Origin of the sequence: Nannocystis punicea (assembly GCF_026965555.1) — a bacterium.
GTDB lineage: Bacteria > Myxococcota_A > Polyangia > Nannocystales > Nannocystaceae > Nannocystis > Nannocystis punicea.
Genome location: NZ_CP114040.1, coordinates 7,973,354 through 7,987,327, shown reverse-complemented (window position 1 = coordinate 7,987,327; position 13,974 = coordinate 7,973,354). Strand labels below are relative to the sequence as shown.

The following is a 13,974-nucleotide window of genomic DNA, read 5'->3' as shown; positions in this document are numbered from 1 at the left end:
ATGGGTTTGCACAGCCGCCTGCTTTCACCTCCGAGCGGGCCGACAAGCGACAATGACGGCAGCCGCTCGGAGTCGTACAGGATCAGGAGTCGACAGATCGACGTAAACCGGGCACAAGGAGACAGTCATGAAGATCCTGATGGTCCTCACTTCGCACGATACACTCGGAAACACTGGCCGCAAGACCGGCTTCTGGCTCGAGGAGCTGGCCGCGCCTTACTACGTGTTCAAGGACGCCGGCGTCGAGATCGTCCTGGCGTCGCCGAAGGGTGGCCAGCCGCCGCTGGATCCGAAGAGCAACGAGCCGGACTTCCAGACCGAGCTCACCCGTCGGTTCGACGCCGACGACGTCGCCAGGGCCCAACTCGCACAGACGGTCCGCCTCGACAGCGTCGAGCAGGGAGGCTTCGACACCGTGTTCTACCCTGGCGGCCACGGCCCGATGTGGGACCTCGCCGAAGATCGGGCTTCGATCACGCTCATCGAATCGTTCCTCGCAGCCGGCAAGCCGGTCGCGCTCGTCTGTCACGCGCCGGGCGTCCTGCGCCACGTCAAGACCCCGGACGGCAAGCCGTTCGTCGCGGGTAAGAGCGTCACCGGTTTCACCAATGGTGAGGAGGAGGATGTCGGCCTGACGAAGGTGGTGCCGTTCCTCGTCGAGGACGAGCTGCTGAGGCTCGGCGCCATCTTCTCCAAGGTCAAGAACTGGGGCGTTCATACGGTCACCGACGGCCAGTTGATCACCGGCCAGAACCCGGCCTCCTCGGGACCGACCGCGAAGGTCCTCCTCGCTCGCCTTGCCCCGCGCTAGCAGGTCGCTGTCGGGGTCGTCATCCGCGACGGCGCGTGCTCGCTCGCTGCGCCCTCATGCGCCGCCCGCCTCCTCGCGGCGGCGAACCATCTCGGCGATCCAGAGCGGCGCGTAGGGCGGCGTGCAGCCAGGGGAGGCGGGATAATCGATGAGGACAGCGAGCCGCTCGCCGATCCCGATCGCCCGCTTGCGAAGCTTTGGATGATGAATGCCGATCTCCGCGAGGCAGTGATTCATCGCCCACTGTTTGTGGGCAGGTGCCTGCTTCATCTCCTTCTCGATCTGGTCGAGCAGCGCCGCGAGGTCGAGGCCTCCGGCGTTCTTGACGACTCTTTCGGTCGTCAGGGTCCAGCCGGCGCGACCGACGAGGTCGTCGCCGTCCTTCCAGCCCGGACGGAGCTCCTCGGCGTGGCGGCCGGGCTTCACCACGTTCACGATGAACCAATCGAGGAGCTTGGGCGCGGCGATGTCGCGGATCATCGCGTCGAGCTCGGCCGCGGAGAAGCTCTTCGGCTTGCACATCAGGGTCGCGAGGAGGCGCGCTGCCGTATCGCCGGTGGTCCAGAGCTGAACTGCGAGCTCATGCTGGGTCTTGAGTCGCTTGGCGAGCGTGCGAAGATGGGTGAGGTTCACGCCGTGGTCGTCGCCGCGGCGTTCGTTGGCCTCGCGCATCTTCGGGTCTTCGAGGGCCGCGAGCTCGCGCATGACTTCCTGGATCGTGCTCGTGGACATGATGCTCCCTTCGCTGCGTTCTTGTCGCTCGCTGCTCCGAAGGGTCTCACACGCCTCTGCGACGAGCAATCACCGACTCCGCGGCGAGCGAGGCGGCCCTACGTCGTTGGGTTGGGGACCGGTCCAGATGCGGAGCTGGCCCGACGGGCCCGATGCCGTGAAAACATGCTGGTCGAGCGCGTGACCTCTGTTTCATGACATCGCCGTCGAGCTCGAAGCAACCATGTCCTGAAGGCCATGTACAGAGCGAGCGGCTCAACGGGCGAGCGCGCGGCGCAGGGCTTCGTGGGCCTCGCGGAGGAAGGCGGCGCCGATCCGGGTGCCGGGGAGGATGTCGAAGCCGTGGAAGGCGCCGGGATAGACGTGCAGCTCGGTGGGGACGCCGGCGCGGAGCAGGCGGCGCGCGTAGTCGATGTCCTCGTCGACGAACAGGTCGAGCGCGCCGACCTGCATGAACGTCGGCGGGAGCCCGGCGAGATCGACGGCACGCGCCGGCGCGCAGTAGGGCGAGACGTCGCCTCGGCCCGGCTCGTGCCCGAGCATGGCGCGCCAGCCGAAGCGGTTGCTCGCCGGCGTCCACACGAATTGGCCGGCGTACTCGTTCGGACCGTCGGCTTCGCGCGAGCCGGTGCGGTCGTCGAGCATCGGATAGACGAGCAGCTGGAAGGCCAGCGGGACCTCGCCGCGGTCGCGGGCGAGGAGCGCGAGGGCTGCCGCCAGACCGCCGCCGGCGCTCTCGCCCTGCACGGCGATCCGCGCGGGGTCGACTTGCAGGGCGTCCGCGTGCGAATGCAACCAGAGCAGGCCAGTGTAGCAGTCCTCGAGCGGCCCGGGGAAGGCGGTCTCCGGGGCCAGGCGGTAATCGACGGAGACCACGACGCAGCCGATGTCCGCGGCGATGTGACGATTGCGGGCGTCGTTGATCTCGGGCCTCCAGATGACGAATCCGCCGCCGTGCAGGTGGAGCACCGCGGGGAGCCGGGCGCCGGCCTCGACCTCGGCGGGCCGGTACACCAGCGCCCGCACGGGCGGCGCGCCGTCGCGGCCGGGGATCGTCACTTCCTCGCGCGTGACGGCGCCGGTCGTCGGTGCGGGCAGCGGCGGCGTCGCGTCGGCCGTGCGACGGATCTCCGGCAAGTTCTCCGGGGTGAAGTCGAGCGGCGCCACTGCATCGAGGAACGGGGCGAGCTCGCGGTCGACGAGGGCACGAGTCGTTTTCATCGCGCCCCTCCGTCGAGCAGGCGGCCGCCGACCGGCACTTCGTCCTGGTACTGGGCGCCGTCCTCGACGAGCGGGGCGAGCTTCGCCAGGAACGCCTTGGCCTGCGCGCCGGCGAAGTTCTCCGCGTGCGCCTCCTTGGTGGTCCAGCCCTCCGTGACGTGGATGACGTCGCGGTCGCTGGCCGAGCGACCGACGAGGTAGAGGACGCAGTGCTCGCTAAGGGCCGGTCGCGCGCCGGTCGTCACGCTGAGCAGGAGGTCGATCAACTCGTCGCCCTTGCCGGGACGGGCGGTCATCGTGGCGCGGAATCCATACGTCGCTTTCATGGCACTCTTCTCCTCCGCCGCGAGCCGCGGCCTTGACGAGAGACAGGTTAAGGGCGCAGGGCCGGACGATCTACCGTGGATCGTCCTGATTTCATTTGTCAGAGTCCAGACTCGACTGTACGTGCTCGCGGACGCGTAGTGACGCTCCCGCGACAGGCGGCGGTCAGCGGTCGCCGGCGAGCTGTCTCGTCGCCAGGACCACCCCGGCCACGACACTGCCGCCGACAAGGGCTGCAAAGACCGTCCCCGCGAGCAGATAATCCACGTCCGAGCTGAAGTGCCAGGCCGCCACGCCGGCCGCGGCGATGAGCCCGGAGATCAAGCCGCCGATCGACAGGATCTTGACGTACGTTCGCCGTAGTTGGGCCGCCGGCGGCGTGGCGAGAACGGGCCAGCGGCCGAGGCCCGCGGCGGGCGGTCGGGCCTTGAGTGTCAGGAACTCCTTGCTCTCGGCCCGCCAAAGGGCGTGACCGCGGAGGGCCCACGACCAGCGCTCGTCCAGCAGGAAGCCGTCGCGGTGCCGGACGAGCTCGGCGAGCTCGCTCGCGAGCGCGGGCGTGTCCCTCGCGTCGAGCGCGAGCCGCGACAGACGCACGCGCTGGAAGAACAGGCCGACGACGAGCTCCACGCCGAGTTGGTGCCACTGGCTCGTCGGTACGAACGCTGCGACGTCCTGACCGATCACGACGAGCCCGTCGCGAGCGCGCGCGCCGATGGAATGACTGGCGTCGGTCACGAAGGCTCGAGGCGCGGTCGTCGCGGCGCTTGCTTCGAGCGGGCCCGGTCGTCGTTGCCCGGCGAGCCGCAGCTTCACCCTCACGAGATACGCCGCGCCGAGCGCGAAGATCGCCGCGAAGGTCCCGAACAACCAGTCCCGCTCCACGGCGGCCAAACCGACGAACACGACCATCACCAGCACGGAGCCCGCGAGCATCAGGTCGAGCATGGGCGTGGAACGTTCCTGCGAGCGCAGCGCCATGGGCATGCGATAACACGGTCGACCGGGGTGGGCCAGCGCGGACGCCGGCCTCACGGCGTGGGCTCGGCCGCGACGACGGGTTCGCCAGCGGCCGGCGGAGACCGCAGAGCGAGGCCCGAAGCTCGGGCATCACTTTCGAATGTACCCGATCGCAGCGCCAGACGCCCGACGAGGGGAAGCAAACGCGAGCAGGCTACCCCGGCTCGGCGATGATCTGGAGCGAGAGGCCCGGCGGCGAAAGGTCCCACTGTTGCGAGAGGTCGACCTCGATCGAGAGGGCCCTGTCGCCCGCAAAAACCGTTCGATTGGGGCCCACGAGCTGCGCCTCCGCGTCGCCCGGGGCCGCGGGGAGCCGTCAGCCGGGACGCTGGCGATCCGTCGAGGGAGCGCCTGGTACGAATCTGCGCAGGTAATCGTGGATCGTCTCGACGGACGAGCTGATCGCCCCGATGTAGCCGTCGGGGCGCACAAGGACGAGAGCGTCCTCTCCGACGTCGTACCCGTCGAGGGACGCCGTTCGCACGATCCGGGCGCCCGTGTCCGCGGGCGCGGCCCGCTGTCCGAACACCAGCAGCGTAAAGTGGGTCCCGCGAAAGGCGTCGAACAGCCGGGTCCCGTCGGGCAGGCGGGCGTCGGGCGCCCGATCTCCGGCTCGCAGCTCGCCCGGGGTCGCCCGGTCGTCCACGGCCAGAGTGCTACCGCGGTAGGTGATGTCGAGCTGGTGGATCGCGGGCGTCGGACCGAGGGAGGGCCGGAAGTCTCGCCCATGCAGCGTCGTGCTCAGGCCGAGCACCTGGGCGGCGACCGGCAGCCGCTCCTCCTCATACGTGTCGAGGATGCCGGGGCCGGCCCCGTGGAGCGCCGCGGCGAGCTTCCATCCCAGGTTGGTCGCGTCCTGAATGCTGGTATTCAGGCCCTGGCCGCCCGCCGACGAATGCACGTGCGCCGCGTCGCCCGCGAGCAAGACCCGCCCGATCCGGAATCGCTCCACCATGCGCACATGGATCCGGTAGAGCGACACCCAGCGCAGGTCGTGCAAGCGGATGTCCGTTCGTCCGGCGCGGGCCTCGAGGAGCTTCTGCACCGACTCGAGCGAGAGCTCGGGGACCTCGTCGGCGCCCACTGTGGCGACGAATTGGAAGTACTCGCTGCCCGGCAGGTTCCACAGCGAGAAGCGCCGTTGCAGATCGCCGCCGGCGGTGAAGATGTGGCAGGCCGCGCCGGCCGCCACGCCGGACGCACGCACGTCGCCGATCAAGGTCCGCTCCGTATCGTACGTCTCGCCCGCGAAGCCGACGCCGGTGGCCTTGCGCACGAAGCTGCGGCCGCCGTCGGCGCCGACGAGGTACTGCGCCCGCACGCAGTGGGAGACCCCGTCGCGCTGCAGGGTCGCGGTGACGCCATTGGCGTCCTGGGCGAATCCAGTCAGCTCGGTCGAGAATTCGACGGCACCCCCGAGCTCGACGAATCGATCGTGCAAGATCGCGTCGGTGCGCCATTGCGGGAGGAGCCAGGCCCGCGGAAACGGCACACCCGGCGACGGCGCGGGCGCCGGGGTCCCCAGCATCTCCTCCAGGCTGCGCTCCCACAGCACCGCTTTCCCGGCGTAGAGGCGAAACGGGGGGAACGGCGCGCCGTCCTCCAGCACCCGCGCGATCACGCCGAGGTCGTCGAAGACCTCCAGCGTGCGAGGTTGCAGGCCCTTGGCGCGCGAGCCGAGGAACAGCTGCGGGGCTCGTTCGATCAGCTGGCACGTCACGCCGCGTCGGGCCAGCTCGCAGGCGAGCGTCAAGCCGGTGGGACCTGCGCCCGCGATCAGGACGGGGACCTCTCTCATCGGTGGCTCCGTCTCCGTCGCAGCAGGGGAAGCAGCACCCGGTCGACCACGCGGGAGATGAACGCGTCGTCGAACGGCGAGCCCGTGTGGAGCTGCCGGAGGATCATCGCCTCCGCCACGTCATGGACCAGCTCCCTGTCGACGGTGCGTGGCACGTCCCCTCGACGCGTCGCCCGCCGGAGCGCCGCTTCGAACGGCGAGAGCTCGAGGTCTTCGCGGTGCGAGCGCAGCGCGGCGGCCAGCGCCTCGTCGCGTCGAGCGGCGACGACGAGCTCCTGGATCAGGTTCACGTAGGGCTCGGTGGCCTTGTCGCGCAGCGCCGTCATCACTGCGACGAGATCGGAGCGGAGCGCGCCGGTGTCCGGGATCGCCGCGTTGTCCTCGGCGTCGAGCGAGTCGAGGGCGGCCTTGACGAGCTCGGCCTTGTTCCGCCAGCGGCGGTAGATCGTGGCCTTGCTGGCTCGCGCCCGCGCGGCCACGGCGTCCATCGTCAACGCCTCGTAGCCCACCTCCGCGAGGAGCTCGAGGGCCGCCCCGAGGATGGCTCTTTCACGGTGCTCGCCCCTCTGCATCGCGCTGCTGCCGAAGTGTACGGAACCGTACCGTACACTCGCGCCTCGTCGCGGTCAAGCTCCGCGCCGCGCGTCCGCCTCGCTCAGGGGCGTCGGCCCCACACGCTGATCAGGGGCGAGTTGACGGCGACGAGATCGGGGTCGGCGAGCAGGGCGCAGTACTCGTCGACTTCGGCCTCGGTGAACGAGCCGGAGGCGACCGCGTGGGCGCGGAGGGCTCGCACGGTCGCCAGCCTGAGGGCGATCTGCGGGCCGGGTCGCAGCAAGTGTGCGGTCTCCTCGGCGCCGACGTCGACCGCGCCGAGCCCCAGCAGCAGGCCCGGCAGGCGGGCGCCGAAGGTCATCCGCACGCCGATCGCCGCGAGCATGGCGAGGTATCGCGCCTCGGCGCGCTCGAAGGCTGCGGCGCCGCGCCAGCCGGGGACGCCGTAGCCCGCGCGGCCGGTGGTCTCCTCGAGCAGGAGGGCGCCGCCGGGCCGCACGGCGGCGAACATCCGCTGCAGGACGGCCGCCGGGTCGCGCATGTGGATCAGCAGGACGCGGCAGTGGACGAGGTCGTAGCAGTCGGTCTCGAGCGGGTCGACGGCGATGTCGTGCCGGCGCACCTCGAGGTTGTCGGCCTTCAGGTCGGCGAGGAAGCGCGGGTCGATGTCGGTGGCGACGACCTTGCCGCCCGGACCGACCTGTCCCGAGAGCCATCTGGCGACGCCGCCGGCGCCGGCGCCGACCTCGAGGCAGCGATGTCCGGGTGCGAGCCCGAGGTCCTGGAGGTGCCGCCGCGTCTTGGCGTCCCAGTCGGCCTCGATGGTCCGCAGGCGGGCGAGCTCGGGGTCGTGGGCGGCGTCGGCGAGTGCGTAGGCGTTCGTCTGGGTCATGGGTGCGCTCGAGAGCGGAAGGGCGGGGTCTGAAGCGACGTGTTCGAAGAGAGGCCTCGCCCGGGCGCTGCTCATGGAGCTGCACGCGCGGGCGGGGCGGCGAGGCAGACGAGCAGCGCGAGACCCGGCACGGCCGCCACGATAGCGCGCTTACCCTCGCGCGCGCGGCCAGGGGCGAGAGCGAGTGAGAGCGCGAAAGAGCCGTTTTCGCCGCGGGCGAGTCCGCGCTGTGGTAGAGATCGAGGGCTGCGCTCGTGTCGGCGCGGGACTTGCCGCGTGCTCCGGGCTGTTCATGCACAGGTGACTCGAGAGCCGCAAGGGACGGCAGGGCGGCGCGCGCCGCTGGCCTGGTTCGTCGGCACCTGGGCGCTCCTCGCCGGCTTTCGCGCCCACGCGCCGCTTCACCTCGACACCGCGCGCGATCTGCTGATCGCCCGCGATTGTGTGCTCGGCACCCATTGTCCCGGTGCCGGGCCGCGCAGCAGCTTCGCCGGCCTGATGCAGGGCACCACCTGGTCGCGCCTGCTCGAGCTGCGCGAGCATTGGGGATGGAGCGTGGCGGCGATCGAGCACGCGGCCGATCTGCTCCTGGCGTGCGCGGCCGCCCTGGTCCCGCTGGTCGCGCGTCGCCTCGACGCTCCTGCCAATGGCCTGACCTGGGCGCTGTGGTTCCCGGCGACGCTGCTGACGATCGGCTACCCGCGGCTGTGGAACCCGACGCCGTGGCCGCTGGCGCTGGTGGCGACATTCCTGGCCTTGCTGCACGCAGCGCGTACCGGCAGCGCGGCGGCGTTCCTCGCCGCCGCGGCCGCGCTGGCGCTGGCGGTCGACGTCCACGTGGCCGCGGGGGTGCTGGTCCCGTTCGGCCTGTTCGTGGCCGCGGCGGCCTCGCGGCGGCCGGCGCTGGTGCTGCCGGCGGCCGGCGCAATCTTCGTCGGCGTCCTCGCACTGCTCTCACCCGGCGCGTTCGCCGAGAACCACGTCATCCTCGCGCCGTACGCCGCGGCGGGCCTCGGCGGGCTGTCCCTCGCGCTCGCGGCGGGGCTTTTGGCCCGCCGCTGGCTCGCGGGCGCGGAGCTGCGGCGCGCGCGAATCGTGGCAGTGCTCGCCTGCTTCCATGGCCTCGTGGTATTGACATTGCTGTCGCTGGCGAGCGGCCACGGCCTCGACCCGCGTTACTTCGCCCCGGCGGTCACGCCGGCGGCGATCGTCGCCAGCATGGCGCTGAGCTCGCGGGTCTCGCGTCGCGTCCAGCGGGTGTTCGCCGGCCTCGTGGTGGCAGGGCACGTCGGTCTGTGGGCGGTGCAGCGCGCGACCGATCCGCAGTTTCGCCTGGTCGAGGCCGAGGAGGTCGCGCGCGAGCTCTACGGCCGCGGCCTGGCGTTCGGCGACCTCTACCGCCACCTCCGCGGCCCGCGGGCGTTCGACCTCGTATCGACGCTGGCCGCGCTCGAACCCGCCGACGGCCGCGCTGCGGGGCACGAGGCGCGCGACCTGCTGATCGTGCGGACCACCCGCGATTCGCTGCCGACGCCGCTGCCGCCCGACTGGCACGTCGTCGAATTGGCGGGTGCCCACGTGGCGGTGATCGTCGCGGCTCCGTCGACCTTCGACTGGACCTACCTCGAGGTCTGCCGCAGCGACGGCGATTGCTGGCAGGTCGCCGTCGACGTCGCGCGCTTCGCCCAGGGCCCGGATATGCAGTGGGCCGCTCGCGCCCACGCCGGCCTCGCCGACCTGTCGCGGCGATTGGCCAGAGAGGCGACGATCCGCTACCGCCTGCAGCGGCGAGCGTCGCGACCGGCGCCGCGGGTCGTGCTGTTCCGCGACGATTGCCGGGGCTGGCAGCTCGAGGCCGGCGACTCCGAGGAGGTCGTCGCGTTCACCGTGACGCCCGGCCCCCGCTGCCGCTGGTGGCTGCCGCCGCTGGTGGAGGTCGATGTGCGCGATCTCGCACTCTCATCCCTGGTGACCGCGGCAGGCGGCAATTCGGGTCCCTGAGGGGTCCGCGGGCAAATTCGCAAGGGCCGTCAAGTCACCGCGGCGGGGCTGCGGTACGCCTCGGGTGGTGAAGGCGGAGACGCGATCTTTCTACGAGGCGGCGGTGCTGCGCACGGTCGTCCAGATCTCGCAAACCCTCGACCAGGCGCTCGACCTGACCGCGCTGGCCCGCGGGGCCGCGCTGTCGCCGTTTCACTTCCACCGGGTGTTCCGCGGCATGGTCGGGGAGACGCCGCTCGAGATGCACCGGCGCCTGCGGCTCGAGCGAGCCGCGCGGGCGCTGCTGACGAGCGACGCCGGGGTCACCGCGATCGCCTTCGACGCCGGCTACGAGACCCACGAAGCCTTCACCCGCGCCTTTCGCCAGGCCTACGGCGTGTCGCCGTCGGCGTTCCGCCAGGGCGCGACCGATCCGCGGTCCGGCTGCGGCCGGCCGCCTCAAGCCGAGCTCGCCGCGCCTTCGGGCGTGCACTACTGCGACGACCCGACGCGCGAGCTCGTCGTCCACATCGCCACCAAGGAGTCGATCATGAACGTCACCATCGAGACCATGCCCGCGCAGCGGGTCGCCACCGTCGCCCACGTCGGTCCCTACAATCAGATCTCCGCGGCCTTCGCCCGCCTGGGGGCGCTGGCCGGGCCCGCCGGCCTGCTGCGATTCCCCCAGGGGGCGATGATCGCCATTTATTATGACGACCCCGAGTCCACCCCGCCCGAGCAGCTGCGCTCCGACGCCGGCCTGGTGATCCCCGAGGACGTGGCCTTGCCCGCGGGCCTCGGCGAGCAGCGCCTCCCGGCCGGGCGCTACGCGAAGACGACCCACATCGGTCCGTACACCGGGCTCGGCGGCGCCTGGTCGCGGCTGATGGGCGAATGGCTGCCGCGCAGCGGGCAGCGAGTGGGCGAGGGCCACAGCTACGAGGTGTATCGCAACAACCCGACCAATGCCCCGCCCGAGCAATTGCACACCGAGCTCTACCTGCCCCTGGCGTGATTCGCCCATGCGCCGGTGGTGGCCCGGTCGAGAAGGGACGCGCGACCGCGTCGTCGGGTCGACGACTTCGGCGGAGCCGGTCGAGGTCCCGGCGAATGCCGCGAACCTCGGGGTTTCCGCGATCGCCGAGGCGCGGCGATCTCGCCCCGACGCGGACAGAATCCGCGCAACCTGCTGCAACGCAGAGCCGACGACCTCGGCCGCGTGCTAGCGTCGCCGCTCTTCTTCGGAGGGAGCGAGCATGTCGGTCAATCTGGAATTCGTGGCCAAGGTCGGGAAGTGGCCCCCCGAGCGCAAGGACGAGGTGCTGGCTGCGCTCAAGGCGTGGGCGTTCGAGGACGAGCAGTTCGACCCGCGCGAGGTGATCGTCGACATCCTCGGGGGCGGGCCGAAGAACCCGATCGTCCGCATGGAGGCGTACACCACCGGCCCGATCATCATCAGTGGCTTCGGCAGTTGGTCCGCGTCGGCGGAGGAGGGGCTGCGACGGCGGATCGCGGCGGCCGGCGGCGAGGACGTGAGCCTCAGCTTCAACTTCCCCGACGAGGAATGACGGCCTCGCGCTCGGCCGCGGCGCGCCGCTGATTCAGCGCCAAAAGGCGGCCCAGCACCTCGTCGGCGAGCGCCGCCGGCCATTCGAGGCGAATCGTCGGTCGGCCGCCGCGCTCCACCGCCGCGCGCGAGCGGAACATTGCCTCGACCCGCGCGGCCAGATCGGTCCAGCCGTGGGCGGCGAGCGCGGCCCGGTCGAGCGCCGCGTGGAGCTGGCGCAGCTCGCCGACGTCCGGCGCGCGATCGTCGGGGTCGTGGAAGCGATTGTAGAGGCCCGTCAGGCCGAGGCCGTATTGCAGCATGCAGCGCCGGCGGCATTCGTCGTAGCGCTGCCCGGCCTGCGCGAGCGCGTCGTAGCGCTGCCATTGCTCCGGGAGCGGAAAGGTCTCGAAGCAATCGGAGGGGTTGTAGCGCGGGTCGGCCCGCAGGCTCGAGCTGTGCGTCAAGGCCCACAGCTCGTGCACGCGCGACTGCAGCACCGCCAGCGACGCGTGGTCGGCGAAGGTGAAGACGTTGAGCGCGTTGGTGAATACGGCCCGGGCGTCGACCCGCGCGAACGTCACGTACTTGGCGACCACGGGGCACACGATCACCGCCGTCTTGCCCGCGATCGCCCGGTACAGGCCGCTGCAGGCCTCGTTGTACAGCCACCAGCGCTCGCGCCGGGCCTTGCGCTTGTCGACCGCGCGGCGGGGCAGCACCCGCTCGCGGACGATCGCCATGCAGCGGCCATACCGCTCGGCCTCGGCCAGAGTGAGGCCGGTGAAGTTGATGATGAACCCCTCGGGCCGCAGCTGCGGCGACGAGGTGAAGTTGCTGGCGTTCATCACCGGCCAGATGCATTCCCCCTCGTGCGGCGCGGCGCGGACGATCTCGTCGCGCTGCTCTGCAGTCAGCAGGAAGCCGGTGCCGCCGAAGTCGACGCCCTTGTAGCTCTCCTCCGCGCGCTCGCGCAGGCGCACCGCCGTCCACGCCGCCCGCGGCCGCCGCAGGTCGGCGCCGATCGCCGCCACCACCTCGCCGTCGAGCCGGCGCTCGTCCGGAGCGCCGCCCTTCGCCACGAACACGTGCGCCACCCGGACGCTGGCGCTGCCGTCCCACTCGGCGCTGCGCACCGCCTCGTAGACGACGCCCCCGGCGCGCAGCAGCGGCTCGAGCCCGGTCGCCCGCGTGTCCGCCTCGGCGATCGAATTGGTGGTGACGAAGCCGAGCGTGCCGCCGCGACGCAGCAGCGCGAACGACCGCCGCAAGAAATAGGCCGCGAGGTCGCTGTTGCCGTGCGAGCCCGGGTAACAGCGCAGCAGCCAATCACGGTAGCGATCGCCGAACGCCCGACTGATGCGATTGCCCCAGAAGAACGGCGGGTTGCCGACGAAGCAGTCGAACCCGGGGTCGTCGCGGGCGAACACCGCCGGGAATTCGAGCTGCCAGTGGAATGGCAGCACCGGGAGGGCGGAGGCGGCGAGGCCGGCGGCCAGGCGATCGAGCGCAGCGAGGGCCTCGGGGTCGCCGCGCCGGGCCGGTTCGACGGTCGCGCGCGCGAGCCGCCCCCGCTGCTCGTCGCGCCGCCGGTCGCCGTCGTGAGCGAAGAACACCGCGATCGCGGCGTCGCCGATCCGCCGCTCCCGCTCGGGCGAATCTAACCAGTCGCGAGAATCGGCAGCGGTCGAGCGCGCCCGCTCGCGCTCCGACGAATGCCATGAATTGCGGGAGTCGGGAGAATTCGAACGCGCCCGCGCGTCCTCCGGCGAATGCACGCAGTCGCCGGAGCCGGGCGCGCAGGGGGCCCACGAGAACGCCGCGATCTGGGCCGGGGCGAGGCCGACCAGCGCGTCTCCGCAGCGCACCACCTCGGCCATGAAAGTGCGCGGCGACCCCTCGGCGCCCGTCAGCAGCCACAGCGACAGCCGCGTCAATTCGACCGCGCACGGGTCCTTGTCGACCCCGTGCAGGCACCTCCGGGCGACCTCCCGGCGCGCGAGGGCGACGCCGTCGACGGCCGGAGGAATCACCACACCGTGCTCGCGCCACGCCTGCGCGAGCCACTCCCCGAGCTGACGGCAGGCCGCCAGCAGGAACGCCCCGCACCCGGTGGCCGGATCGCACAGGCGGAGGTCCAGCAGCTGCGCCGGCGTCGGCCGCTCACCCAGCGCCGCCAGCAGCGGCCGCAGGGTCGTGCGCACGATCGGGTCGGCGAGCCCGCGCGGCGTGTAATGAGCGCCCGCCCGCCGACGCTCCTCGCCCGGCTGCAAGACCAGCGACCCCGACGGCAGCACGGACATCGCTCGCGCGCCGCGTCGCTCGCCCAGCCACGCGACGATGTCCGCCGGCGAGCGCGCCGCGACGAGCGCCTGCTGCAGCGCCGCGTCGAGCACCCCGCCGGCGGCCGCGAAGCGACGCGCGCGCTCATCTGGCCCATGGGACAGGATCTCCTGCAGATCGATCACGACCGGCCCCGGCCGCAGCACCAGGCCCGGCCCGCGGGTGCGCCGCAGGCGGTAGTCCATCAGCGCCTCGTAGACGCCACCGAGCGCCTCGAGGTCGAGCGACCGATACCACGCGCGCGGGTCGTCCATCGCCCGCAGCGCCCGCAACGCCCGCCACACGGCGCCGTCGCCCGGGCCCGCGGCCTCGGCCGCGAAACCGTCGTCCCCGAATCCTCGCGCCAGGGCGAGCAGCTGCGGCCAGGCTGTCTGTCCCTGCTCGAGCGCCGGGCCGTCCTCCTTCGCATCGGCGTCGAGGCGATCGCACAGGGCAGACGACGAATCACCACACTGAAATCCGCTCGCCTCCGCGTGCAGGCGGAACACGAGCCGCGTCACCAGCAGGATGAGGTCGCGCTGCAGCCGCGCCAGGTCGCCGTCCAGAGCCGCCTCGTCGCCCGGAAAGCCGCCCACGAGGGCACGCAGGGCCTCCAGGGCCATGTCCCCGAGCACCGGCGATTGGCGCGTGGGCTCGCTGCGTCGGGCGGGACGGGGCACGGGCCGGGCAGGGTATCATGGGACGAGGCCGCCGACCGGGTGCTCGTCGCCCGTCCGGGCAAGGTCGGCAAGGGCCGGCCGCACGGGCCCTTG

At 71.8% G+C, this 13,974-nt stretch carries 12 protein-coding genes; 4 read left to right on the top strand and 8 right to left on the bottom strand.

Annotated features, from left to right (window positions below):
- The first annotated feature begins 127 nt into the window (after positions 1-127).
- A complete protein-coding gene (locus tag O0S08_RS30705; RefSeq protein ID WP_269032907.1) occupies positions 128-811 on the top strand; it encodes a type 1 glutamine amidotransferase domain-containing protein in 684 nt (227 codons plus the stop codon).
- A gap of 54 nt (positions 812-865) precedes the next feature.
- On the opposite strand, the gene O0S08_RS30700 is transcribed toward O0S08_RS30705, so the two are convergent.
- From O0S08_RS30700 to O0S08_RS30670, 7 genes are all read right to left on the bottom strand, one after another.
- On the bottom strand, positions 866-1,543 hold the full coding sequence (locus tag O0S08_RS30700) for a DNA alkylation repair protein (protein ID WP_269032906.1): 678 nt from the start codon (positions 1,541-1,543) through the stop codon (positions 866-868).
- Between the two features lie 255 nt (positions 1,544-1,798).
- A complete protein-coding gene (locus tag O0S08_RS30695; protein WP_269032905.1) occupies positions 1,799-2,764 on the bottom strand; it encodes an alpha/beta hydrolase in 966 nt (321 codons plus the stop codon).
- Positions 2,761-3,060: a putative quinol monooxygenase gene (locus O0S08_RS30690; RefSeq protein ID WP_269032904.1), complete on the bottom strand. Its 300-nt coding sequence runs from the start codon at positions 3,058-3,060 to the stop codon at positions 2,761-2,763. Before O0S08_RS30690 ends, O0S08_RS30695 begins: the two co-directional genes overlap by 4 nt.
- A 193-nt stretch (positions 3,061-3,253) precedes the next feature.
- Positions 3,254-4,069, bottom strand: a complete 816-nt coding sequence (locus tag O0S08_RS30685) for a hypothetical protein (RefSeq protein ID WP_269032903.1) — start codon at positions 4,067-4,069, stop codon at positions 3,254-3,256.
- A gap of 355 nt (positions 4,070-4,424) precedes the next feature.
- Entirely contained in the window at positions 4,425-5,906 is a 1,482-nt protein-coding gene (locus O0S08_RS30680; protein ID WP_269032902.1) for an FAD-dependent monooxygenase, read from the bottom strand.
- Positions 5,903-6,478: a TetR/AcrR family transcriptional regulator gene (locus O0S08_RS30675; RefSeq protein WP_269032901.1), complete on the bottom strand. Its 576-nt coding sequence runs from the start codon at positions 6,476-6,478 to the stop codon at positions 5,903-5,905. The genes O0S08_RS30680 and O0S08_RS30675 overlap by 4 nt, the downstream gene beginning before the upstream one ends.
- Positions 6,479-6,561: 83 nt before the next feature.
- On the bottom strand, positions 6,562-7,353 hold the full coding sequence (locus O0S08_RS30670; RefSeq protein WP_269032900.1) for a class I SAM-dependent methyltransferase: 792 nt from the start codon (positions 7,351-7,353) through the stop codon (positions 6,562-6,564).
- 300 nt (positions 7,354-7,653) lie between these two features.
- On the opposite strand from O0S08_RS30670, the gene O0S08_RS30665 reads away from it, so the two are divergent.
- From O0S08_RS30665 to O0S08_RS30655, 3 genes are all read left to right on the top strand, one after another.
- A complete protein-coding gene (locus O0S08_RS30665) occupies positions 7,654-9,354 on the top strand; it encodes a hypothetical protein (protein ID WP_269032899.1) in 1,701 nt (566 codons plus the stop codon).
- Between the two features lie 67 nt (positions 9,355-9,421).
- Positions 9,422-10,348 (top strand): AraC family transcriptional regulator, encoded by a 927-nt coding sequence (locus O0S08_RS30660; RefSeq protein WP_269032898.1) that lies wholly within the window; start codon positions 9,422-9,424, stop codon positions 10,346-10,348.
- Positions 10,349-10,589: 241 nt separating this feature from the next.
- The gene (locus O0S08_RS30655; protein WP_269032897.1) at positions 10,590-10,901 is read left to right on the top strand and encodes a hypothetical protein; all 312 of its coding nucleotides are present in this window, start codon (positions 10,590-10,592) and stop codon (positions 10,899-10,901) included.
- Here the strand turns inward: O0S08_RS30655 and O0S08_RS30650 are convergent.
- Positions 10,879-13,881: an Eco57I restriction-modification methylase domain-containing protein gene (locus tag O0S08_RS30650; RefSeq protein WP_269032896.1), complete on the bottom strand. Its 3,003-nt coding sequence runs from the start codon at positions 13,879-13,881 to the stop codon at positions 10,879-10,881. The genes O0S08_RS30655 and O0S08_RS30650 overlap by 23 nt on opposite strands.
- Positions 13,882-13,974 lie beyond the last annotated feature (93 nt).